The 26,201-nt window shown below is 33.2% G+C and carries 18 protein-coding genes and 3 pseudogenes; 4 read left to right on the top strand and 17 right to left on the bottom strand.

What is annotated here, in order from left to right; translation table 11 throughout:
- Window positions 1-57 precede the first annotated feature (57 nt).
- The 3 genes from NMU03_RS08435 to NMU03_RS08425 are packed head-to-tail and all read right to left on the bottom strand — an operon-like array spanning window position 58 to window position 2,597.
- On the bottom strand, window positions 58-1,182 hold the full coding sequence (locus tag NMU03_RS08435) for a CapA family protein (protein ID WP_290142220.1): 1,125 nt from the start codon (window positions 1,180-1,182) through the stop codon (window positions 58-60).
- A complete protein-coding gene (locus NMU03_RS08430) occupies window positions 1,183-1,692 on the bottom strand; it encodes a dUTP diphosphatase (protein ID WP_290142219.1) in 510 nt (169 codons plus the stop codon).
- Window positions 1,693-1,703: 11 nt separating this feature from the next.
- Window positions 1,704-2,597 carry a D-alanyl-D-alanine carboxypeptidase family protein gene (locus tag NMU03_RS08425; RefSeq protein ID WP_290142218.1) on the bottom strand — a complete coding sequence of 298 codons (894 nt, stop codon included), beginning with the start codon at window positions 2,595-2,597 and terminating at the stop codon, window positions 1,704-1,706.
- A gap of 155 nt (window positions 2,598-2,752) precedes the next feature.
- Between NMU03_RS08425 and bilS the strand changes: the two genes are divergently transcribed.
- The 3 genes from bilS (at window position 2,753) to NMU03_RS08410 (ending at window position 5,415) form a co-directional block, all read left to right on the top strand.
- On the top strand, window positions 2,753-3,232 hold the full coding sequence (bilS, locus tag NMU03_RS08420) for a flavodoxin family protein BilS (RefSeq protein ID WP_290142217.1): 480 nt from the start codon (window positions 2,753-2,755) through the stop codon (window positions 3,230-3,232).
- Window positions 3,233-3,365: 133 nt separating this feature from the next.
- The gene (locus NMU03_RS08415; protein WP_290142216.1) at window positions 3,366-4,196 is read left to right on the top strand and encodes a zinc dependent phospholipase C family protein; all 831 of its coding nucleotides are present in this window, start codon (window positions 3,366-3,368) and stop codon (window positions 4,194-4,196) included.
- A complete protein-coding gene (locus NMU03_RS08410) occupies window positions 4,186-5,415 on the top strand; it encodes an MFS transporter (protein WP_290142215.1) in 1,230 nt (409 codons plus the stop codon). Before NMU03_RS08415 ends, NMU03_RS08410 begins: the two co-directional genes overlap by 11 nt.
- 13 nt (window positions 5,416-5,428) lie before the next feature.
- Here NMU03_RS08410 and NMU03_RS08405 read toward each other — a convergent pair whose 3' ends face one another.
- From NMU03_RS08405 to NMU03_RS08340, 14 genes and pseudogenes are all read right to left on the bottom strand, one after another.
- On the bottom strand, window positions 5,429-5,965 hold the full coding sequence (locus NMU03_RS08405) for a HipA domain-containing protein (RefSeq protein WP_290142214.1): 537 nt from the start codon (window positions 5,963-5,965) through the stop codon (window positions 5,429-5,431).
- A 6-nt stretch (window positions 5,966-5,971) separates the two neighbouring features.
- The gene (locus NMU03_RS08400; protein WP_290142213.1) at window positions 5,972-6,235 is read right to left on the bottom strand and encodes a hypothetical protein; all 264 of its coding nucleotides are present in this window, start codon (window positions 6,233-6,235) and stop codon (window positions 5,972-5,974) included.
- A 75-nt stretch (window positions 6,236-6,310) separates the two neighbouring features.
- Window positions 6,311-6,580, bottom strand: a complete 270-nt coding sequence (locus NMU03_RS08395) for a hypothetical protein (protein WP_290142211.1) — start codon at window positions 6,578-6,580, stop codon at window positions 6,311-6,313.
- 169 nt (window positions 6,581-6,749) lie between these two features.
- Window positions 6,750-9,942: pseudogene (gene carB, locus NMU03_RS08390) on the bottom strand (carbamoyl-phosphate synthase large subunit).
- Complete coding sequence (locus tag NMU03_RS08385) at window positions 9,935-11,014, bottom strand: carbamoyl phosphate synthase small subunit (RefSeq protein WP_290142209.1); 1,080 nt, start codon at window positions 11,012-11,014, stop codon at window positions 9,935-9,937. The pseudogene carB and the gene NMU03_RS08385 overlap by 8 nt, the downstream one beginning before the upstream one ends.
- A 206-nt stretch (window positions 11,015-11,220) precedes the next feature.
- Window positions 11,221-12,816 (bottom strand): annotated as a pseudogene (locus NMU03_RS08375) (ammonium transporter).
- A 258-nt stretch (window positions 12,817-13,074) separates the two neighbouring features.
- Window positions 13,075-13,362 (bottom strand): DUF4351 domain-containing protein, encoded by a 288-nt coding sequence (locus NMU03_RS08370; protein WP_290142207.1) that lies wholly within the window; start codon window positions 13,360-13,362, stop codon window positions 13,075-13,077.
- Window positions 13,363-13,498: 136 nt separating this feature from the next.
- Window positions 13,499-14,380 (bottom strand): Rpn family recombination-promoting nuclease/putative transposase, encoded by an 882-nt coding sequence (locus NMU03_RS08365; RefSeq protein WP_290142205.1) that lies wholly within the window; start codon window positions 14,378-14,380, stop codon window positions 13,499-13,501.
- A gap of 244 nt (window positions 14,381-14,624) precedes the next feature.
- Window positions 14,625-16,079: a glutamate synthase subunit beta gene (locus tag NMU03_RS08360; RefSeq protein ID WP_290142203.1), complete on the bottom strand. Its 1,455-nt coding sequence runs from the start codon at window positions 16,077-16,079 to the stop codon at window positions 14,625-14,627.
- 11 nt (window positions 16,080-16,090) lie between these two features.
- Window positions 16,091-16,933, bottom strand: coding sequence for a GltB/FmdC/FwdC-like GXGXG domain-containing protein (locus tag NMU03_RS08355; protein ID WP_290142302.1), 843 nt, complete (start codon window positions 16,931-16,933; stop codon window positions 16,091-16,093).
- A 210-nt stretch (window positions 16,934-17,143) separates the two neighbouring features.
- Window positions 17,144-20,571, bottom strand: a pseudogene (gltB, locus tag NMU03_RS08350) (glutamate synthase large subunit); the annotation flags it as partial.
- Between the two features lie 13 nt (window positions 20,572-20,584).
- Window positions 20,585-21,073, bottom strand: a complete 489-nt coding sequence (locus NMU03_RS18025; RefSeq protein WP_435372940.1) for an asparagine synthase-related protein — start codon at window positions 21,071-21,073, stop codon at window positions 20,585-20,587.
- Window positions 21,025-22,113 carry an asparagine synthase (glutamine-hydrolyzing) gene (gene asnB / locus NMU03_RS08345; RefSeq protein WP_435372939.1) on the bottom strand — a complete coding sequence of 363 codons (1,089 nt, stop codon included), beginning with the start codon at window positions 22,111-22,113 and terminating at the stop codon, window positions 21,025-21,027. The genes NMU03_RS18025 and asnB overlap by 49 nt, the downstream gene beginning before the upstream one ends.
- 75 nt (window positions 22,114-22,188) lie before the next feature.
- The gene (locus tag NMU03_RS08340; RefSeq protein WP_290142201.1) at window positions 22,189-24,279 is read right to left on the bottom strand and encodes a glutamine synthetase III family protein; all 2,091 of its coding nucleotides are present in this window, start codon (window positions 24,277-24,279) and stop codon (window positions 22,189-22,191) included.
- 254 nt (window positions 24,280-24,533) lie between these two features.
- Here NMU03_RS08340 and purF point away from each other — a divergent pair, with 254 nt between their 5' ends.
- Window positions 24,534-25,937, top strand: a complete 1,404-nt coding sequence (gene purF / locus NMU03_RS08335; protein WP_290142199.1) for an amidophosphoribosyltransferase — start codon at window positions 24,534-24,536, stop codon at window positions 25,935-25,937.
- Window positions 25,938-26,201: the final 264 nt, after the last annotated feature.

Here is a 26,201-nt window from a genome sequence, read left to right as displayed (position 1 = left end):
TATAATAGTCAAAATTTCGTCATCATTCCATTAACAAAAGGAAGGAACATATGTTCCTTACATATCTATTTGAATATCACTACTTACTCTTTCTTTCACTTTTTCTTGCATACGAGCAATAGAAATTTGAATTCCTTCATAACCTTGCAAAGCATGAGTTTTTGCAAGTTCATCCGTATAATCTTTTAATCTATATACAGTAAACATCTCTCTTGTATCATAGACATCTTTTAAATCAGATGCCTCATAATGATTCATTAGTGGTGTTAAACAAACATTTTCAATTGTCCATTCACTACCCACTTTATGAAAATCACATGACACCATACCACCTAACTGTGTTTCTTCTTCTAACATCCCACTAATAAAATTACCTAAACTATAAGCACACAGTGTTTTATGTCCATCTTTTCCTTCAATCCATTCAATGGGTTCTAATGTATGGGTATGTGTTCCTAAAATAATATCGACACCTAAATCAGCTAACAATTTTGCATTTTTCTTTTGAAACGGTTGTGGTTCAGTATCGTTTTCTACACCCCAATGACAAGAGGCAATAATAATATCACTGATTTCCTGTGCATTTTCAACATCTTGTTTGATCTGTTCTTGATTAAAATCATGAATACAATAAGATGGATAGTCCTGAGTTGTATTTAGCGTTTGATTATATGTTAAAAAGGCAATACGTAAACCATTTTTCTCAACAACTTGTATACGATCATCTTTTGATTCATATAAACCAATATAAGTCATATCAGGATATTGTTTAAAAACTTCTAAAGAATGTTGAACACCTTTGTATCCTTGATCTAATGCATGATTGGTTGAGCCATTAACAATATCAAAACCAACATCATGTAAATTCTTTGCCATTTCATCAGGTGTATTAAAATATGGATATCCTGAAGGTTTACCACCACCTAAAATTGTTTCTTGATTAACAAATGCTAAATCAGCCTGTTCAATATAAGGTTTGATATTTGTATAATACGGAGAAAAGTCATAACCATCTTCTGTTTTTGCTCCATCTAATAATTTTTGATGCATTAAATTATCCCCTACAGCAACAAATGAAACAATGTCATCTTCAACTTGTTTAGATGCTTCTTGTTTAGGTGTTGTTTTTTGACAACCACCAATCAATAGTGCTACCACTACCCATAAAAGAATTTTCTTCATTTATTTTGTCGTACTCCCAAATCCACCATTACGTGTTTCACTTGCATCATCATCTTCAACAATACCATATTGCATAAATATACCTTGTGCAACGCCTTGACCTGCCAAAACTTCAACAGTCTTATTTTCATTTGTGTCATTTGTCATCTTGATAAAAATATGTCCTTCATTATCAGAATAAAAATAATCACTGTCAATCACACCAACTGTATTATTTAACTGTAAACGATACTTAAACCCTAAACCACTTCTTGGATATATCATCAAAACCCATCTTTCATTCATTTCACAACGAATCCCTGTTGGAATCTTAATCGTTTCCTGTGGTTTTAAACAAATATCTATTGGTGTATAAAAATCATATCCTGCTGATCCTTTTGTTGCACGTTTTGGAAGTTGAATCGCATCATAGACTTCTTGAATTTGTTTAGATGTTGCTTTGGAATCATAATCTAAATACGCTTCTTCAAATTGTTGATAAGATACTTTATAAAATTTTGCTGTTGTCATACTTGTTCTCCTTAACCTTCATAATATTCTTCTAATGTTTTGTTTTCATTATGTAATTGAGTTGCCAGTTCAACCCCAACATAACGGATATGCCATGGCTCATAATTATAACCTGTGATACGTACTTTATCTTTAGGATAACGTAAAATAAAGCCATATTGATAAGCATCGCTTTCAATAAACTTTCCTAATGCACTATCAGCAACCTTTTCACTCAAACGATCACCTTCTGTTGTATAGGAAACATCCACACATAAACCAAGTTCATGTTCACTACGACGAGGATACGCATTATATTGAATAGCATGTTCTTCACCAGACACTTTCACGACATTATTCCAATATAACTCTTGTGTTTCAGGTTCACGATAACCAGAAATTGTATAAATATCAATTCCCTTCACTTTCGCTGCCTGATAAAACCTTGTATAAGCCTCGTTAGCTTCATGACGTAATTTTTGACTACAATCGATGACTTTTTCTAAATCATCAGGTTTCCATCCTTCAGGAATTTCATGTAATTTATTGACAAGAACAGTCACATCATCAGGGTTTTCAACAATATCTGCCTGTGCTGTCACTGGATTAATCAAATCTCCAAAATATTCTACAACATCCACAATTAAATCTGTTTGACTTTGATTACCTGCTTGATCTTTCACATCATAATGAATCGTCTTTTTTCCAACTGTAGATGTATCAATCGTAGTATAATTCACTTGCTTAATTAAATCTCCATCTTTCTTATCGTATGCTTTTTCAACATATTGAAGATAATCAATAGATTCATTTAACGCTATCTGTACTCTTGATTTAGACAAAGATAAAACGGGTGCTTCATCATCTTTTGCTTGGCATCCTGTTATCACTAAAAAAGCAAGCATGAATCCAATAATCTTTTTCATGATTTCCTCCTTCCGTTTCATTTAATAAAACTATACCCTTATTTGGCTTACATTATAAACCAAACATACAAAAAATTCCTTAATTTTTTATAAATTTATTTAATTTGACAACATTTCCATAAATTCCTATAATGTCTATAATTTAAGGTTTATTTATGTCATATGCTGTTATTTTTTCAAGTCCAACTGGTAATGCCAAAACAATTCATAATCACTTCAAAGAAGAGTGCTGTTATTACGGTAAAGCTCAGCAAGCTCCTTTACAAGCTGATTATCTGTTTATTGGTTTTTGGACTGATAAAGGAACTTGTGATGAAGCTATTCAAACATATTTAAAACAACTCCATCATCAAAAAATACTCTTATTTGGAACTGCTGGTTTTGGTGGAAGTCAGGAATATTTTAATCGTATTATGCAACGTGTTAAAGATTATATTGCCAAGGATAATGAAAATATTGCAGAATTTATGTGTCAGGGAAAAATGCCTCTTTCTGTTAGAAAACGTTACGAACAAATGACTCAAACACAACCTGAAAAATTCTTACCTATGATAGAAAACTTTGATCAGGCTTTATCCCATCCAAACGTGCAAGACCAACAATTACTCATCCAGCAGCTTGAAAAAGCTCTATAATACCATCATAGGATGTCCCTATGATGGTATTCATTACAAATATTTTATATATTTTTTACATTATTTTGATATTTTTGTGGTAAGATATACACGTTAGGAGGGGTTCATATATGCCAGCCATATATACGCATTATTGTTTTGGGGAAGAAATGAAAAAGTCTATCCAGCCCATATTCAAAAAATCATTCAAGAACATCAAGATCTTTATGAAATAGGATTACATGGACCTGATATTTTTTTCTATTATCAAATTTATCATTATAACGATTTAAATCGTTGGGGAAGTGCTATGCATAAACAAAAAGCCTATGATTTCTTTGAAAGTTCACGTCATGTCATTTTAGAAAAAAGTCATCGTGAAGCCAAGATTGCTTATATGTTAGGTTTTATTGCTCATTTTGCTTTAGATTATGAATGTCATAGTTATATTGAAAAGAAGATTGAAGTTTCGCATGTTTCACATTCACTGATTGAATGTGAAATGGATAAATATCTTTTATTGCAGCGTCAGCATAAACCTCTTTATACTGATTTAACAAAGCATTTAAATCCAACAATGGATAATGCCAAAGTCATTCAGACATTCTTTCCACAATTTACAAATCAACAAATATTATCAACACTCAAATCAATGAAAACATATAATCGTATTCTTGCCAGTCATCAACCAATCATCAGAACATTAGTCAAGACGTTCTTATTGATTTCTGGTAAATACAAAGGTTATCGTGGTTTATTAATGGATGTAAAACCACATCACGAATGTGATGATAGTAACCTACGTTTAGAAAAACTTATGAAAAAATCCATTCCTCATTGTTTGATGCTAAGTGAAAACTATTATGCTTACTTAACAAAGAACGAAGCCTTGAGTCACGATTTTTTAAATCATTTTAGTGCTCATGAAGGATGGCAGGATATTCCTGTTTTAAGTTATGAAAAGGAGAAAGACTATGCTATCTAAAACAACTGCTTTAGAAAAGAAATGGATTTTATATGATGTAGGAAATTCGGCTTTTACTTTACTTGTTTCTACAATCATGCCTATTTATTTTAATTTTTTAGCCACTTCAGCCAATGTATCTGAAACAAACTATCTAGCATTCTGGGGTTATGCAACATCTATTGCGACAATTATCACTGCAATTTTAGGACCGATACTAGGAACGGCATCTGATTTTAAAGGTTGGAAGAAAAAACTTTTTATGATAGCCTTATTAATTGGTGCTTTAGGATGTATTTTACTTGGTTTTACATCTTCATGGTTATGGTTTTTATGTTTATTTGTGATTGTGAAATCTGCATATTCATTAAGTTTAGTATTTTACGATTCTATGTTGACAGATATTACAACACCTGAGCGTATGGATAATGTTTCCGCTAAAGGTTATGCTTGGGGTTATATTGGAAGCTGTATTCCTTTTATAGGAAGTTTAGCACTTGTCTTATTTTATGATAAACTCAATTTAACAATGGAAATCGCTATGAGCATTTGTTTTGTATTGATTGCTTTATGGTGGTTATTATTATCTGTGCCATTACTTCAAGGGTATTATCAAACTTATTATTTAGAAAAAGAAAAACATTTTGTATCAGCAAGTTTTACACGTTTAAAAAATATCTTTGGTGAATTAAAAAATAATCCAAAAGTTCTATTCTTCTTAATTGCCTTTTTCTTTTATATTGATGGTGTTTATACAATCATTGATATGGCAACTGCCTATGGTACAGCATTAGGATTAAATACAACTGGATTATTATTAGCATTATTATTAACACAAATCGTGGCTTTTCCAGCTGCCTTAATTTTTGGAAAATTAAGCAGTAGTGTTGAAAATACAAAACTGATTAAAATATGTATTTTTGCTTATTTCTTAATTGCCTTATATGGAATCACTCTCCAACAACAATATCAATTTTGGATCTTAGCTATTGGGGTTGGTATCTTTCAAGGCGCTATTCAATCTCTATCACGTTCTTATTATGCAAAAATTATCCCTGCTAATCGTTCAGGTGAATATTTTGGTTTATATGATATTTGTGGTAAAGGGGCTTCTTTTATGGGAACAACTCTTGTTTCATTGATTTCTCAAATCACAGGAATGATGAATATTGGTGTTGGTTCACTAGCCATTATGTTTATACTTGGACTTTTCTTCTTTGTGAAAGCTCAAAAAATTTAAAAATAGCCAATGGCTATTTTTTTATATCATATATTCTCTTTTTTAACATTGATATCTTTTCAATTCTCAAATGAACTTGTTGAACAATTGCTTGAACTCTACTTTCATCCATCAATGGGTTTCTGTTAAGAATATCCTCTACCTCTTTATCAAATTCTTTAAGTTTAGTGACGTCTAACCAAGATAAATCTTCTACAAGTTCTAATTGTTCTTCAGGTAAAGAGTTAAATGGCTTACTTTTATAAGAACTTCCAATCATTGAGGTTGGTAATGTTGCCCATAACGAGCTTCTGCTATCATAAAGAGGTGCAATGCCTTCCCATTCTAATGTTACAGTATTTCTCAAAGCTCCAAAATTACGATAATGACGATCATAATTGGCAATAATATAGTCACAAACAATCATTTTATCAATACTTAACTTTGCATTGGGAATACCGAGTGTTTGACAGGCTTTTAAAAAATGATGATATAAAGAATCATTTCCTCTTTGCATGATTGTACGATCAATATAATAAGCTAATACAAGTTCTTCATCTGTATGAACCATTGTTGGTCAGGCACTATAAAATGTACTATTTTCTTCAAGCAACTGATAAGGGACATAGTCGTTTTGATCAAGTATTCTTTCATAGAGTTTTGTCGCTATGATTTCATTAAAAGGTTCTTGATTATTGAAACTGTTCCCACCTTTTACAAGATAACGTACACCATTAATAATTTTCCATTTCTTTTTTAAATTGCCATCACTTGAATTATCAGGACTAAAAATATCCAAATCACAAGAATAATTGATTTGCCCCATTAACAGTTTTCCCATGTCTGCACTAAAATCATTATTAAAAAAGTTAATATCTTCCCAATGGATATCAGAATCAACTTCTTTTATCCAATATTAATCACTTAAACTTAATCCAAAACATCTTTCAAGTAATTCCACAGATGACTGAATATCCATTTGAGTCATAACTTCTTTAAATTGACTTCTTGAAGCAGGAATAGAACGGTCTTTCCACCAATTATTTAATGCTTTTCTTGTAATTCCTGTTTTATATTCTACAATTCCTAGAGGAGCATATTCAGGATGTATAATACGAATAATTTTTGTCACTGTATGTGTATCTTTATCATACGAAAATTCTAAGACAACTTTATTTTTATTCATTAATTAATAATTCATTCAACTCCTCTTTTTCTTTATCTTTTACCATTATAACATATTGTCAATATTCTTTCATTAGCGTTGACAAGTAATTTTCGACAATGTTTTGTTAATCAAAAAACAATCGACAACAATGCAATATATCATCAGCATTATTGTCGATTGAAACAAACTATATTTTTGTAATATCAATTAATGATGTATCGCCTTGATGTCTTTTTTCAAGACAATTAATTAATGCTTGAGCAGTATCTAAAGAAGTATAAATAGGAATACCTGCTTCAACTGCAAAACGACGAATCATAAAACCATCTTTTAAATTATTATTTCTTGTTGGAATATCAATAATGAGATCAACAGTATCTGTCAACATCAAATCAAAGATTGTATTTTTCTTATCAGCAATACGATTGACAAGATGTGCAGGTACACCGTGTTCAATTAAATAAGTAAAAGTTCCAATTGTCGCATAAATATCATAACCAAATTGATAATACTTTTTGGCGATAGGTAAGAATTCTTCTTTAGCACTATCTTTAATTGTACAGATAATATTCTTTTTCTTTGGTAAATCAATACCTGTCGCTATAAAAGCTTTATAAATTGCTTCATCAAAATCATGTGATACACCTAAAACTTCTCCTGTTGATTTCATTTCAGGGCCTAAACTAATTTCAGCTCCAGTAATTTTTTCAAATGAGAAGACTGGCATTTTAATGGCAACTGTGTCTTTTTCTTTGGCTAAACCATAAGTATATCCTTGTTCTTGAATTGATTGTCCCATAATCACATGAGTAGCAACATCAACAACATGAATATCTGTGACTTTAGAAATATATGGAATCGTACGAGAAGAACGTGGATTCACTTCAATGACATAAACTTGATCCTCATAAACAATAAACTGAATATTGATAAGTCCAATGACATGTAAAGCTTTGGCGAGTCTTTGTGTATAATCAACAATCACATCTTTAATTTCTGGTTTGATTTTTTGTGGTGGATAAACGGAAATACTATCACCACTATGGACACCTGCACGTTCTACGTGTTCCATAATACCTGGTATTAAGACACCATACTCATCACAAATCGCATCCACTTCCACTTCTTTTCCAGATAAATATTTATCTATCAAGATTGGATGTTCCTGATATTGTCGATTGATAATATCCATGAACTTTTTAATATCACCATCATTTAATGCGATTTCCATGCCAGCACCACCTAAGACATAAGATGGTCTCACTAAAACAGGATACCCTAAACGATGTGCCACTTCTAAAGCTTCTTGTGTTGTAAAAACAGTTGATCCTTTTGGTCTATCAATTTCACAACGTTGTAAGATTTCATCAAATCTTTCACGATCTTCTGCTGCATCTACATTATCAGCTGATGTTCCTAAAATAGGTACACCCATTTCCATTAAAGCTTTGGTTAATTTAATGGCTGTTTGTCCACCAAATTGGACAATTGCTCCATCAGGTTTTTCAATACGTACAATACTTTCAACATCTTCAGGTGTTAATGGTTCAAAATACAAACGATCAGCAATATCAAAGTCAGTTGATACTGTTTCAGGATTGTTGTTGACAATAATTGTATCATATCCTGCTTGTTTTAATGCCCATACACAATGGACTGAACAGTAATCAAATTCAATACCTTGTCCAATACGAATAGGACCTGAACCTAAAACCATAATTTTTTCTTTTGATTTTGTGGCTTGACTTCATTATAACCACCATAGACTGAATAATAATAAGGTGTTGTGGCATCAAATTCAGCTGCACATGTATCCACTGTTTTATAAACAGCTTCAATATCATTCTCTAAACGCATTTGATGAATCGCTTGTGTTGTTTGATTGGTATATTTGGCAATGATTCGATCTGGAAATTCTAATCTTTTGGCTAGTTTTAATAAATCAACTGTTAATGGTTGTGTTTTTAACTGTTCTTCCACTTCCACGAGATGTTTGATCTTATCAATAAACCAGCAATCTATACGTGTAATATCATGAATATTCTGTTCACTCATACCCTGTCTTAAAGCCTCTGCTACTACAAAGATACGATGATCATCGACATCTTTTAACTTCACTTTTAATTCATCCAATGATAATCCATCAACTTCAGGAATATGTAAATCATAAATATTTTGTTCAAGAGAACGTAAAGCTTTCATAAAAGCACCTTCAAAATTATGACAAATACTCATGACTTCTCCCGTTGCTTTCATCTGTGTTCCAAGTTTTCTTGATGCACCAACAAATTTATCAAAAGGCCATTTTGGAATCTTACATACAATATAATCCAATGTTGGTTCATAAGATGCATATGTTTTTCCTGTAACTGCATTAATAATTTCATCCAATGTATAACCCAAGGCAATTTTAGCTGCCAACTTAGCAATAGGATCACCAGTTGCTTTAGAAGCCAAAGCTGAAGAACGAGAAACACGTGGATTAACTTCAATCACACAATATTCAAAACTATTAGGATTTAAAGCATATTGTACATTACATCCACCTTGAATATTTAAGGCTGTAATAATATTTAAAGCTGAACTTCTTAACATTTGATATTCTTTATCAGATAAGGTCTGACTTGGTGCTACGACAATACTATCACCCGTATGCACACCAACAGGGTCAAGATTTTCCATATTACATACGGTAATACAATTACCATGACTATCACGCATGACTTCATATTCAATCTCTTTCCATCCTGCAATACATCTTTCAATCAAACATTGGCTAACACGAGATAAACGTAAGCCATTAGAACAAATATGATGTAATTCTTCTTCGTTATTTGCAATACCTCCACCAGTACCACCTAATGTATAAGCCGGTCTGACAACAACTGGATAACCAATCTTTTTTGCAAAATCTAATGCTTCATCAACATGATTAACGACCGTAGAAGCCGCACATGGTTCATTGATTTTTTCCATTAAAGTTTTAAATTCCAAACGATCTTCCGCTAATTTAATAGTATCTGTTGATGTACCAATTGTACGCACATGATGTTTTTCCAAAAGCCTTCATCAGCTAATGCCATTGCGATATTTAAAGCATTTTGTCCACCCAATGTTGGTAATAAACTATCTGGCTTTTCTACTTCAATTAAATGTTTGACAACCGGGACAGTTAATGGTTCTATGTATACTTTATCTGCAATATCCTGATCAGTCATAATTGTCGCTGGATTGGAATTGATTAAAACAACTTCCACACCTTCTTCTTTTAAAGCACGACAAGCCTGTGTTCCAGCATAATCAAATTCAGCTGCCTGTCCAATAATAATGGGACCAGAGCCAATAACTAATACTTTTTTAATTTCATGATTTCTAGGCATTTTGTTTTCCTCCCATCATTTCTATAAATTGATCAAATAAATTGGCTGTATCTAGTGGTCCAGCACACGCTTCAGGATGAAACTGAACTGTTTTAATGGGTTCTTGTAAATATTCAATTCCTTCCAATGTCCCATCATTAACGTTTTGAAACCACATTTTTGCAAGACTCTCATCAATTGATTCCTTTCTAACAACATAGTTATGATTTTGTGTTGAAATATAAACACGATTCGTATTTAAATCTTTGACTGGATGATTGGCTCCATGATGTCCATAAACCATTTTTTCAGTTTGAAAACCATGTGCTAAAGACATCAACTGATGTCCTAAACAAATTGCAAAAATCGGGATACCACTTTGGCTTAATATCTTAATGTTTTCAATAATATCCTGACATTCACTTGGATCACCTGGACCATTAGAAAGCATAATACCATCAAAATGTCCTTCAAGAATTGTTTGAGCTGGTGTACGTGCTGGATAAACTGTGACTTCACAATTTCTTTTCACTAATTCTCTAGCAATATTTTGTTTCGCTCCAAAATCATATAAAGCAACTTTATATTGTCCTTGACCTAAAACATAAGGTTGTTGACATGTTGTTTGATTGACAACACCTTTTACCTGATAATTTTGAATACGTTTTAGTACATCACTGATATCATCATAATGATGGGTTGTGATTAAACCATTCATACATCCCTTACTTCTTATTAATTTTGTAAGAAAACGTGTATCAACACCTTGAATTCCTATAATATCATGTTGTTTTAAATAAGTTTCTAAATCCATATTTTTTCTAAAATGACTTCCTAATCGTGCCAGTTCACTCACCACAAAACCTTCTACAAAAGGTTGGTTTGATTCTTGATCTTCTAAACAAACACCATAATTTCCAATTAATGGATATGTCATGACAACACTTTGTCCAGCATAAGAAGGATCGGTTAAAACTTCTAAATAACCAGTCATTGATGTATTAAAAACAAACTCACTGATGACTTCTTTATGTCCTCCAAAATGTTCACCTTCAAAAACATGCCCATCTTCTAATATCAAATATGCTTTCATAAGTCCTCCTTTTATAAAAAAACATATCAATCGTGATATGTTTTTAATAAAAAATGAGAATAAAGATGATAAGCATTGAGTTGTTTTCATGCCTAGTTTCATCATTATCCTCATCCCCTTCCTTTATTCTGGTATAAGTATAGTCAATTTTCTACGAATTATCAAGATATTTTTATAATTTTTTATTATTGTGATAATATTTTTTATTACCTCTCATAAATTAATGCTTTTTCTCTTTGTGCTCCTGAAGAAATTCTGACAACATTTTCAACTTCATAAATGAAAATCTTACCATCGCCCATATGTCCTGTGTACAATGCTTTTCTGGCAGCATCAACAACAGTTTGAACACCACATCCTGACACTTTTGTGACTGTCATACCCGTAATTCCAATTTTATCCATTTTTGATTTTAATGTATCGAAACGCTCAGTTTTCGCAATAACAACAACTTTATAGATACCTGAAGGATGTTTTGGTGTAACTGATGTTTCTTGATTTTCTACAATCATGGCTGGTATATCCATAGATGAGCTAGCAGTAGCACCTGAATATACTTCATTTTCAAACATAAATCCAGCATAAGCACTTTGAAGTCCATGTTCTAATTTATCCAAACCAACAAGCTCTTCTTCCTCACTGACACGTAAACCAATTGTTGCTTTGATCACAACAAATGTAATAGTCATTAAAACAGCTGTCCAAATACCAATAGCTAATAAACCTGTGATTTGAGTGATTAATAAATCAAAACCACCACCATAGAATAATCCTTGTGCTTGTGGCATTGTATCTGTTCCACAAGCAAATAAACCAACACAAATTGTTCCTAATATTCCATTTCCTAAGTGAACAGCAACAGCACCAACTGGATCATCTATTTTTAATTTATAATCTAAAAGCCAAACAAAGAATAAAACTGTAAATCCTGCTAAAATACCAATGATTGATGTACCTAAAACATTGACTGCATCACAACCGACGGTAATCGCAACCAAACCAGCAAGTGAACCATTTAATGACATAGCAACATCAGGTTTACCGTATTTAAGCCAAGTAAAAATCATAACTGTACAAGTTGCTAATGCTGGAGCCACTGTTGTTGTGGCAAAGATTGTCGCTAACTACAAACCATTTGTAGCAGCACCATTGAAACCATACCATCCAAACCAAAGGATGAAACATCCTAAAGCACCAATTGTTAAACTGTGACCTGGAATCCCATTTAGACTGCCATCTTTGTTGAATTTTCCAATACGTGGACCAACAAGTTTGGCTCCAATTAAAGCTGTTAAACCACCACAGAAATGAATGACTGCTGAACCAGCAAAATCATGAAATCCCATTGCAGCTAACCAACCATCAGGACCCCATACCCAATGTACTTCAATTGGATAAACAACTAAACTAATCACAAAACTATAAACACAATAAGATAAAAATTTTGTTCTTTCTGCTATTGCTCCTGAAACAATCGTTGCAGCAGTAGCACAGAAAACAAGATTAAATACAAAACTTGACCAGTCAGTTTGGCCAAAGTTTGTAAGTGGACCATTACCAAATCCTAGCCATCCAATAAATCCCCCTGCTAGATCACTTTCACATAAGAAACTATAACCTAAAATTAAAAAGGCAACAGCCCCTAAACAAAAATCCATAAGGTTTTTCATAATGATGTTACCAGCATTTTTCGCTCGTGTGAAACCTGCTTCTACCATCGCAAAGCCTGCCTGCATAAAAAAGACAAACGATGCTCCTATCAAAAACCAAATACCAAATACTTCTTGTAAAACTTCTTCCATTTTGATTCCCCCTTTTATACCCTTTTGAGTATATATGCATTATGATGAGGTGTATTTCATTTGTCAATAATATTTTATTATATTAATAAAATATTATTACTTATAAAATCACATTTTCTCAATATTAAAACTTTAAATCCAAAAGCAACAAATAAACTTTTACTCAAAGTTTCAAAAATAGCATGATAAAATCAACAAAAAAGTTTTAGAAAATCAAAAAAGGAACTTCGCCATCATTAACGAAATTCCTTTATTGTATTATTCAAGTATCTTATAGACATCAGCTTCACTATGAATGTCTGAAATATGTAATGCAAGATTATTTAATTTTTCTTCATTACTTAATTCAATTTTTAATGTCAATTCAGGTGTGAGTTTTCCTAATACATTTTTGAGTTGTGAAATAACTATTCGCAGCATACCTTTTTGAATCCCTGAATTTTCTGCATTTTTCCAAAATGACCACATTTCCACTGTCCCTTCATCTCCTTCCACTTGGTCTAAGATTTCCTCTTTTCCTGTTAAGATAGCAATAACTCTTGCCACAGCTTTTGTGACAAAGATTCCTTTGAGATTATTAAGTTCTTTTTTACATATTCTCTACTGCTTTGACAACATTACGATTGTCTTCACTTTTCAGTAAAAGGAACTTCGCCATCATTAACGAAATTCCTTTATTGTATTATTCTAGTATCTTATAGACATCTGTTTCACTATGAATGTCTGAAATATGTAATGCAAGTTTATTTAATCTTTCTTCATTACTTAATTCAATTTTCAATGTCAATTCAGGTGTAAGTTTTCCAAAAAGACTGGTTAGTATCATTTTTAATGTTTCCATTTTACCTTGTTGTACACCTTTTTTCATACCTGAATCTTCAATGTCCTGCCAAAATGACCACATTGCCACAGTTCCTTCATCTCCTTCCACTAGATCTAAAATGCCGAATCTTTCAGTAAGTATCGCTATCACCCTTGCAGCTGCTTTTGATACTTCCATACCTTTGAAATCTTCCTTCTCTTTTCTCCATATCGTTCCTATTGTCTTGACAACATTGCGATTATCTTCGTTTCTAAGTAGGTGATAATCCAAATCCTTAATGTCTACCACATTCATTTTCCAATCGTTTCTTTCATGCTTGATGCCTTTAGGTACATTGACTCTTTCTAACAGTGATGTCTTGGAAGTCCATCTCCCTTTGCCATGAAACAAGACTATGCTTATTACATACGGGAACATATGGTCCTTTAAATTCTTATCCTGCATATTGTAGGTTAATGCATCATAGAGAAGTGTTCTTGATACCATTGTAAAGTCAACCTGACTCTGTGCCTCCAATGCAAGAATAGCCTGAAAGTCTTTTCCTTTCCACAACATGATGACATCACGTCTGCGTTCTTTGGAAATATACTTGCCTACAAAGATTTCATTGGAATCCATTAATTGAAGTTCTTCAGGTTGAATGACATTCTGACCGCCATATAAAATAGCGTTCATCATATCAGCAAAACGTTTGGCATCTTTAAAGAAATCCTTAAAAATATGATCTTTTTGTAGACCCATAATAGTTTCCTCCTTTCCATATATTCAAAGAGGGCTCAATGATATTATACAACAATATTTGCTTATAGTAAATACTGTTGTATAATATCGTCAACCCTCCTATTATTTATATATGCAATTTTTTCTATTTTTCTTTTTTTATTTCCAACTTTTTACAAAAAATTTCACTTTTTTATTTTTAAGAGTTATTTGACATAAAAAAAGCAGATACCATATCATTTGGTTTCTCTGCTTTTCAATTATTTTATTCATTCATATAACTATAACCCATCAAATATTGATCAACTTCTTTAGCACATGCCTTTCCTTCTGCAATCGCCCAAACAACCAATGATTGTCCACGATGCATATCACCAGCTACAAAGATTTTTTCATCTTGTGTCTGATAACTTTTTGGCATTGTCAAAACAACCTGTCTTGATGTCAGTTTTAAATCTAAAGATTGCACTGTTTCATCTTCAACCCCAACAAAACCTGCCGCAATCAATAATAAATCTGCTTTGATGATTTGTTCACTATCAGGCTTTTCTACCCATTGTCCATCGACAAATGAACCTTGTACAGTTTTCACTGCAACTAATTGACCATCTTCTTCAAGACATTCTTTGACTGTTGTTTCATAAAGACGAGGATCACGATGAAAAATAGCCATACTTTCTTCTTGACCATAATCGACCTTAAGCTGATCTGGCCACATTGGCCATGAACGCGTATTTTCTAGTGGAGGTGCCGGCATCATCTCCAATTGCAAGACAGATGCACAGCCTTGACGAATACAAGTGCCTACACAATCATTTCCTGTATCGCCCCCACCAACAACCACAACGTTTAAATTTTTCGCATTGATACGAGGTGATTGATTGGCAAGTAAATCTTGTGTACTCATCTTCAAAAAGTCTACAGCTTTATAGATACCTTTCGCATTTTTTCCCTTGACATTTAACTCTCTTGCTTTTTTAGCCCCACAACATAAAACCACAGCGTCATATTCTTTTAATAATTCTTCTTTAGAAATGTCTTTACCCACTTCAACATTTGTGTAAAATGTAATACCTTCTTTTTTCATCAACTCAATACGACGATCAATCACAGATTTTTCTAATTTCATTTGAGGAATACCATACATCAGTAATCCACCCAAACGATCTTCTCTTTCATAAACAACAACCTGATGGCCTCGTTGATTGAGTTGATAAGCCACTGTTAGTCCAGCTGGACCACTGCCTACCACTGCCACTTTTTTAAAGGAACAAACAGAAGACACTGATGGTGTCATCAATTCATTATCAAAAGCTTTTTCAATAATAAATAATTCATTATCTTTAATTGTTACTGAATCATCATGAACACCACAGACACAAGCTTTTTCACAAAGGGCAGGACATACACGTCCTGTAAATTCTGGGAAAGGATTTGTTTTCAACAAACGTGATAAAGCTAAAGCGTCATTATGATGATAGATTTCATCATTCCATTCAGGTATTAAATTATGTAAAGGACAACCCGTAACCATATGATTCATTTCAATCGCTGATTGGCAAAATGGAACACCACAGTTCATACAACGAGCGGCTTGCTGACGACGTTTTTCTTCACTTAATGGCTGATGAAATTCTAAGTAATCTTTAATTCTTTCTTGAGGTTTTTGAGACAGATTCTCTTGTCTTTCATATTCTAAAAATCCTGTTGATTTTCCCATAATACATCCTCCTATTGATGAACTTCTTGAAATGCCATAAGTGCTGCTTCATCATATGTATAACCTTGTTTTTCATAACTGTGAATACTTTTTGTCATTTTAGCATAGTGTACAGGAACAATTTTCTTAAAATGAGGTAACCAAGTTTCAAGATATTCCAAAATGTCATAAGCAAGTGATGAATGTGTCGCCTGATAATGTTTATTAAGCAAAGATTTTAAATCTTCAATATCAATATGTTCTGTGACTTCCTGCATTGTCACAAGTTCTTTATTCAAACGTAAATATAAATCATGATCCTGATCTAAAACATAGGCAATACCACCACTCATACCAGCTGCAAAGTTCTTTCCTGTTTTTCCTAAGACAACGACTTTTCCACCAGTCATATATTCTAACCCATGATCGCCACAACCTTCAACAACGGCAATAGCTCCTGAATTACGGACTGCAAAACGTTCACCGGCACGTCCACATATATAGGCTTCTCCTGATGTTGCGCCATATAAAGCGACATTTCCAATAATCACATTGTCTTGTGCTATAAAACTAGCCTGTGCTGATGGTTTGATTATCAATTTACCACCTGATAAACCTTTACCAAAATAGTCATTGGCATCACCTTGAATATCAATTGTCATGCCTTTAGGTAAGAAGGCTCCTAATGATTGACCTGCCCCACCATTACATTCAATGACATAAGTATCATCATTAAGCTGACCATGAAAACGTTGTGTCACTTCACTACCAAGCAATGTTCCTAAGCTACGATCAAGGCTGGAAATCTTAATTTTTTCACGATGAGGCTTTTCCGCCTGAAATGCAGGTAAGAAACGTGGTAAAAGATTTTGCATATCTTGTGTCTTTTCAAGTTGGAAATCGTAAACATCTTCATGATGATAATAAGCATGATAATTTTGTTGACTAAAGAAAGATGTCACATTTTCATAACCTTCTTTTGCTTTAAGAAGTTCCATATGTCCAACCATTTCATCAATACTGGCAAATCCTAACTGTGCCATGATTTCACGTAATTCTTGAGCAATAAACAACATGAAATTCATCACATATTCAGGTTTTCCTCTAAAACGTTGACGTAATTTTTCATTTTGTGTCGCAATCCCGACAGGGCATGTATCCAAATGACAAACACGCATCATCATACAACCCATTGTGACTAATGGTGCCGTCGCAAAACCAAATTCTTCAGCCCCTAATAATGCCGCCACAGCAACATCTCGTCCAGTCATTAATTTTCCATCTGTTTCTAAAACAACATGCGTTCTTAAATCATTTTCAATTAAACTTTGATGAGCCTCAGCTAAACCTAATTCCCAAGGCAAACCTGCATAATGAATAGAACTTTGTGGTGCCGCACCAGTTCCACCATCATAACCTGAAATCAAAATAACCTCGCGCCAGCTTTCGCAACGCCTGACGCAATCGTTCCTACTCCTGATTCTGAAACAAGTTTGACAGAAATACGTGCTTGACGATTGGCATTTTTTAAATCATAAATGAGTTGTGCCAAATCTTCAATCGAATAAATATCATGATGTGGTGGTGGTGAAATCAAAGTGACTCCCGGAGTTGAATAACGTGTTTTGGCAATCCATGGATAAACCTTTTGTCCTGGTAAATGTCCACCTTCACCTGGTTTTGCTCCCTGTGCCATCTTGATTTGAATTTCTTTGGCACTGACTAAATATTCACTTGTAACTCCAAAGCGTCCACTTGCCACTTGTTTAATTGCACTATTTTTCTCTGTATATAAACGTTCAGGATTTTCTCCACCTTCACCTGAATTAGATTTTCCACCTAATCTATTCATCGCAATGGCTAAACATTCATGGGCTTCTTTAGAAATAGAACCATAAGACATCGCACCTGTTTTAAAACGTTTTACAATGGATTCTACACTTTCTACTTCATCAATATCTATTGGTTGTCTTTGACTAAAATCAAATTCTAATAAATGACGAAGGGCAAAAGGTTCATTGTCTAATTGTTTTGAATATTGTTTAAACAAATCATAGTTTCCTGTTTGTGTTGCCTGTTGTAATAACACAATGGTTTCAGGACTATACATATGTTCTTCACTTTGTGGCCCGCGACGGAACTTATGGAAACCTAAACTCTTTAATGAAGTATCTGTCTTTAAACCTAGTGGATCAAAAGCATGGTCATGATAGTAATGAATATCTTGTTCAATATTTTCCATTCCTTTTTCACCCACACGATAAACAGTATTTGGGAAATAATTTTCCATCACATCTTCTTTTAAACCAACAACTTCAAAAATTTGAGCTGACTGATAAGATTGTAAAGCTGAAATTCCCATCTTTGCAGCAATCTTCACAATACCTTTTAAAATCGCATGATTATAATCTTCTATCGCTTTATTATCTTCTTTATCTAACATATTTAATTGAATCATTTCAATAATACATTCATGGGCTAAATAGGGATAAATCGCAGTCGCACCAAAACCTAATAAACAGGCAAATTGATGCACATCTCGTGGTTCACCACTTTCCAAGACAATAGACATAGCTGTTTTCTTCTTTGTTTTGACCAAATGACTTTCAATAGCTGATACAGCTAATAATGATGGAATAACCAAATGATTATCATCCACACCTTTATCAGATAAAATTAAAATATTGACACCCTGACGATAGGCTTTGTCACAATCTAAGAATAATTGTTCTAAGGCTTCTTTTAAAGAAATGCCTTTATAATATAATAATGAAATCACTTGACTATGGAAACCATCTTGATTTAATTGTTTTAACTTATCCATATCACGACTATCAAGAATTGGATTATTAATTTCTAATACCTGACAGTTCTTTGACTGATCTTGTAATAAATTGCCACTTGAACCTAAATATACCGTTGTATCTACAACCACTTCTTCTCTTAAAGCATCAATGGGTGGATTGGTTACTTGCGCAAACTGTTGTTTAAAATAATGAAATAATGTTGGATGTTTTTGACTTAACATGGCTAAAGGAATATCTGTTCCCATTGACGCTGTTGGTTCAGCGCCATTTTGAGCCATTGGTAAAATCATATCCTTGACATCCTCATAACTATAATTAAAGACTTTATATAAAATATCACGATCACTTTGACTATGAATATGAGATTTTTTGTCCGGTGCTGGTAAATCTTTTAAATGTAAAAGATAATAATCCAACCATTCTCCATATGGATGTTCCTTCGCATAATTCATTTTACAAACTTCATCTTCAATAAGCTGTTGTTTTTGTATATCAACCAATAATATTTTACCTGGCTGTAAACGCGATTTTTTAACGATACGACTTTCATCAATATCCAATACACCCACTTCAGATGATAAAATCAAGGTTTGATCATCAAGAATATAATAACGTGATGGTCTTAGTCCATTACGATCTAGTGTTGCTCCCATTGAAATACCATCAGAGAATAAGATGGCTGCTGGTCCATCCCAAGGTTCCATCATAGATGCATAATAATGATAAAAATCTTTTTTTGTTTGTGACATAGCTGTATTTTTCCAAGGCTCCGGTATCAACAACATCATCGCCTTTGCTAGAGGCATGCCATTCATATATAAAAACTCTAAAGTATTATCTAACATCGCTGAATCCGATCCATGCACATCCACAATTGGATAAATCTTAGACATATCTGATTCAAAATAATCAGAGTGCAATGTTTCTTCTCTTGCCAGCATACGATTAGCGTTCCCACGAATCGTGTTAATCTCTCCATTATGAGCAATCATACGATTAGGATGGGCTCTTTGCCAGCTTGGATTGGTGTTCGTAGAAAAACGAGAATGTACCAAAGCAATTGCACTATGATAATCGTGATCTTGTAAATCATCATAAAACTCTCTTAACTGATGAACCAAAAACATTCCTTTATAAACAATTGTAGAAGAAGATAATGACACAACATAAGTCTGTGGTGATGATTTTTCAAATTCACGACGAATCATATAAAGTATTCTTTCAAAATCCATACGATCTTGACAATTTTTAGGTTTTTGAATCAAACATTGCATAATATAAGGCATACAATCTTTAGCTTTTTGACCTAAAATGTCTTCATGACATGGCACTTTTCGCCATCCTAAAAACTGAACATGATGAAGTTTGACAATATGTTCAAATGTTTTCATAGCTTTTTGTCTTGTGAGTGTTTTTTGTGGCAAAAAGAACATTCCTACCGCATATTCATAAGGTTTTGGTAAAGTGATTTCTAAAGTTTTTGCGACTTTGGTAAAAAAGCGATGTGAAATCTGTAATAAAATACCGACTCCATCACCTACTTCACCACTGGCATCTTTTCCAGCACGATGTTCTAGTTTTTCAACAATTGTCAATGCCTGATCAACAACTTGATAATCTTGACGGCCATCAATATGCACAACAGCCCCGATTCCACAGGCATCATGTTCTAAAACATGGCGTAATCCTTGATTATATGTTTCCATTCAATCACCCTTTCTACTTCCCACTATCACCATAATTTGCTAAAAATCTTGCAGAAGGATCGTTGACCTGACATCCTTCCCATGCTTGATTAGGCATCCAAAAATCTTTAACCATATGTGCTTGATGTGGATAATATTTTTCAAAAATTTCACGATATAATAAAGACTCTTTTGTAAAAGGTTTCGCAAAATCATATTGTTTACATTTTTGTTCAAATTCTTTATCACTATAACAACATTCAGCATAAGCTTTTAATTCATCACTTAAAGAATGTCCCACTGCATCAGAAAACGCTGCTTTTTCACGCATTAAAATACTCTCAGGTAAATAACCTTTATCAAATGCTTTTCTTAATAAATATTTTCCTTTACCATAAGTATTCATTTTCTTTTCTGGGTCAATATGCATCACATAATCCACAAAAGCTAAATCTCCAAAAGGAACTCTTGCTTCTAAAGAATGAACACTGATACAACGATCAGCACGTAAGACATCATACATATATAATTCTCGAATACGTTTTTCTGCTTCTTCTTGAAAAGCTTTTGCATCTGGCGCAAAATCTGTATACTTATAGCCAAACAATTCATCAGAAATTTCCCCGTTAATAACACACGTATATCAGTATGTTGATGAATATATTGACAAAGTAAATACATTCCTATCGATGCACGAATGGTTGTTATATCATAAGTGCCTAAGGCATAGATTACTGGTTCTAATGCTTCAATCACATCATCTTTGGTAATAATCACTTCCGTATGGGCACTACCAATAAAATCAGCAACTTCTCTGGCATATTTTAAATCAATGGCATCTTTTTCCATTCCAATCGCAAAAGTACGAATAGGTTTTTTCAAAAGACGAGCTGACACAGCACAGACAAGTGATGAATCTAAACCACCACTTAACAAGAATCCAAGTGGTGCATCAGCATCCAATCTTTTTTCAATGCCTTTCACTAATAAATCATGAATCTTTATATAAATCGTATCTAAATCATCATGATGATAATCTTTAACTTCACTTATATCACGATAACAGATAAACTGACCATCCTGATAATAATGTCCTGGTGGAAATGGCATAATTTTTTCACAGATACCAACCAAATTTTTAGCTTCTGAAGCAAAGACAATATGTTGATTGTCATCATAACCATAAAATAATGGTCGAATACCAATTGGATCTCTTGCGGCAATAAAACTTTTTCGGTCACCATCATATAAAATCAAAGCAAATTCTCCATCAAGCTGTCTAAACATATCGACACCCATTTGTTGATAAAGAGGAAGCAGGATTTCACAATCACTCTCCCCTTGAAAAGTGAACCCCTGCTTCATTAATTTCTCTTTGATGACACGAAATCCGTAAATTTCCCCATTACAGACTACATAATGTTGACCTCTTTGAAATGGCTGCATCCCATATTCATTTAATCCCATAATAGATAAACGTTGAAATCCAAGTAGTCCTTCACCCGTATCTACGATACGCATATCATCCGGTCCTCTTGTATGTGTTCTTTCAAATCCTTTCAAAAACACCTCTTTTTTTATAGACTTTGAACTATACCCCATAATTGAACACATATCTCATACCCCTCTCTCATTTATTTATATAATACCAAATAACAATTGACCATAAGTTGGGAATGGCCATGCAGTTTTTGATGTGATTTGTTCAAGTTTATCACATGGTGCACGTAAAGCATCCATAGCTGGAATGACTTCATCACGATAATAGTAAGCTGCTTGTTCAAAACCATCTAAACTTGGTGCTTTTGTTAGAACATCTTTTAAATGTTGTGTTGCTAGATAAGCTTCATCTAATAATTGTGAAATATCCTTTAACATAGCTTTTTCATATACTGAACCAACTTCAGCACTTGTTTTCAACGTAGATGTTTGTGCCAAGTCATATGAATATTGACTCACTGCAGGTAAAATTTCTTTTTGTGCAATATCCAACATTGTTAAGGCTTCAATATTTAAAATCTTCACATATTCTTCCATCATGATTTCATAACGAGAACGTACTTCTTCTTCATCAAAGACTTTATGTCTTTTGAATAATTCAATATTTTCATCTTTGACAAAATATGGTAAAGCATCAGGTGTTGTACGTAAGTTTAATAATCCACGTTTTTTTGCTTCTTCGACCCAAGCATCATCATAACCGTTACCATTAAAAATAATACGTTTATGTTCTTTAATTGTTCCTTGAATTAAAGCATGTAATGCTGAAGAAAAATCAGGTGCTTTTTCTAAAATATCAGCAAATTGTTTTAATTCATCTGCAATGACTGTATTTAAAACAATATTACATCCTGCAATTGAAGAACTTGACCCTGGCATACGGAACTCAAATTTATTACCTGTAAAAGCAAATGGTGAAGTACGGTTACGATCCGTTGTATCTTTAGGGAATTTTGGTAAAACATGTGCCCCAATCTTCATTACTTCTTTTTCTTTAGAATCATAAGCACGATCTTCTTCAATGGCTTTTAAGACTTCTGTTAATTCATCACCTAAAAATACTGAAATAATGGCTGGTGGTGCTTCGTTTGCTCCTAAACGATGATCATTTCCAGCTGTTGCGACTGACAATCTTAATAAATCTTGATGTTCATCAGCAGCTTTAATAACCGCACATAAGAAGATTAAGAATTGAGCATTTTCATATGGTGTTTCGCCTGGTTCTAACAAGTTCACACCTGTATCTGTTGATAATGACCAGTTGTTATGTTTTCCACTTCCATTAATACCTTCAAATGGTTTTTCATGTAATAATGCTACCGTCCCATGTTTTTTAGCAATTCTTTGAATCAATTCCATTGTTAATTGATTGTGGTCTGTCGCAATATTTGTTGTTGAAAATATAGGTGCTAATTCATGTTGAGCAGGTGCCACTTCGTTATGTTCAGTTTTGGCAAGGACACCTAATTTCCATAATTCTTCATTTAATTCATTCATAAATTCTTGAACTCTACTTTTAATTGTTCCAAAGTAATGATCTTCCATTTCCTGTCCTTTAGGAGATGGTGCTCCAAATAAAGTTCTTCCTGTATAAATTAAATCTTTTCTTTGTTCATAATATTTTTTATCAACTAAGAAATATTCTTGTTCAGGACCTACTGTTGTTTTAACACTTTTAACATCTTCATTACCAAATAATTTTAAAATACGTAAAGCTTGTTTATTGACAGCCTGCATACTTCTTAGTAATGGTGTTTTCTTATCTAAAGCATGTCCTGAATAAGAACAGAACGCTGTTGGAATACACAATACACCATTTTTAATAAAAGCATATGATGTTGGATCCCATGCTGTATAACCACGTGCTTCAAATGTGGCACGTAAACCTCCACTTGGAAAAGATGAGGCATCCGGTTCCCCTTTAATTAATTCTTTCCCAGAAAACTCTAAAATAACCTTACCATTTCTGTTCGTTCCAATAAACCCATCATGTTTTTCAGCTGTTACACCTGTCATTGGTTGAAACCAATGCGTATAATGCGTTGCGCCATGTTCTACTGCCCAATCTTTCATTGCATTCGCAACAGCATTAGCAATCTTAATATTTAATGATTTCCCCTCTTTAATCGTTTTTTGAAGTTCTCTGAAAGTATCTTTTGCAAGTCTTTCTTCCATTACTTCTTCATCAAAAACCAATGTACCAAAAATATCAGTTATTTTCTTTTCCATAATCTATCACTCCTTATATACGCCTATTTTACGTTTGCTTATCTTGCATTATGCTACAAAGGAGTACCTTTGTCAATGATTTTTTATCATTTTAATAAATTATTATTATATTCTATTGAAAACAAACTCATATTTCGTTATAATAAACACGAATAGGAGATATTGAATCCCAAAATATCAATTTTTTGTGTTACATCTTATACAACAAATTTCAATAGTATATCTCCTATTCCTTAATATAAAGGAGAACAAGAATGGATAATGATTTAAAAGAAATGCATGAAGAATGTGGTGTTTTTGGTGTTTTTCAACATCAAGACGCTGCTAAACTTTGTTATTATGGTTTACATGCCCTTCAACATCGTGGACAGGAAGGTGCTGGTATATTAACAGCAAATAATCATCAGCTTTCTATTCATAAAGGTGAAGGACTTGTCACAGAAGTTTTCAATGATGCCAAACTCAATCAAATGGAAAGTATTCATGCGATTGGACATGTCCGCTATTCAACTGCTGGTGGTGGTGGCATTATGAATGTCCAACCTTTACTTTTTAGAACATTAAATGGTGATATGGGTATTTGTCATAATGGAAATATTGTCAATGCCAATGTCTTAAAGGCTGAACTTGAAGCTCAAGGAAGTATTTTCTCATCTTCTTCTGATACAGAAATCCTAGGACATTTGATCAAACGTCAAAAAGGACATATGATTGATCGTATTTGTGCTTCATTAGAAAAATTAGATGGTGCTTTTGCTTTTTTAATATTATTAGAAGATCGTCTTTATGCGATTAGAGATCGCTACGGTTTAAGACCTCTGACAATTGGGCAATTACCTAATGGTGCTTATGTTTTTGCATCAGAAACATGTGCTTTAGATATTGTTGGTGCTAAGTTTATCAGAGATGTTGAACCAGGTGAAATTGTTAGAGTCAAAGACAATCAATTACTTTCTCGCCTTTATACCAAACACCCTATTCATGATAAAATCTGTGCAATGGAATATGTGTATTTCTCTCGTCCTGATAGTATTATTGATGGGATTAATGTTCATACGACACGTAAAAATGCGGGAAAACAACTTTATAAGGAGAGTCCTGTTGACGGGGATATTGTGATTGGTGTACCTGATTCATCTATTTCAGCTGCTATTGGATATTCTGAAGCATCGCATATTCCGTATGAAATGGGATTAATTAAAAATAAATATGTGGGAAGAACGTTTATTCAACCGACTCAAGAATTAAGAAATCAAGGTGTGCGTATGAAACTTTCTGCTGTTTCTTCAATCGTCAATCAAAAAAGAGTCATCATGATTGACGACTCCATTGTTAGAGGCACAACTTCAAAACGTATTGTTGCTTTACTGAAAGAAGCTGGAGCAACTGAAGTTCATGTCAGAATAGCTTCACCTGCTATTCGTTATCCATGTTTCTATGGTGTTGATACTTCAACTTTAGATGAACTCATTTCACATAAAATGTCCGTACTTGAACTTTGTGAATATATTGGTGCTGATTCACTTGCCTTTATTAGCGAAGAAGGATTAAAACAATCTATTCACTTTAAAAAGGAACATACCTGTGATTTATGCACGGCTTGTTTCAACCGTCATTATGTGACGCCTCTTTATGATAATGAATTTCAAGATGATTAAAGCTTATCTGAGGATAAGTTTTTTCTGGCAAAACAACTGATTTTCAACATGCGTAAAATATAACTTTGATGCAAAACAAGAACACCGGAGAATACAAATAAAAAAATGCCAACCAATCTTGAATCTTTTTTCTTGTCCTTTTCTTTGAAACAAATTAGGAAAGAAAGATTGACCAAAAAAACATATAATACACTTATCATTGATTGCTTCGTAAAGTATAATTCCAACAAACATCATAACTATATAAATCACTTCGATAATGAT

It is taken from the genome of Allocoprobacillus halotolerans, from assembly GCF_024399475.1.
In the GTDB taxonomy this organism is placed as follows: domain Bacteria; phylum Bacillota_I; class Bacilli_A; order Erysipelotrichales; family Coprobacillaceae; genus Allocoprobacillus; species Allocoprobacillus halotolerans.
Note: the sequence above shows the minus strand (reverse complement) of the source record. Positions and strands in the feature narration are given on the sequence as shown.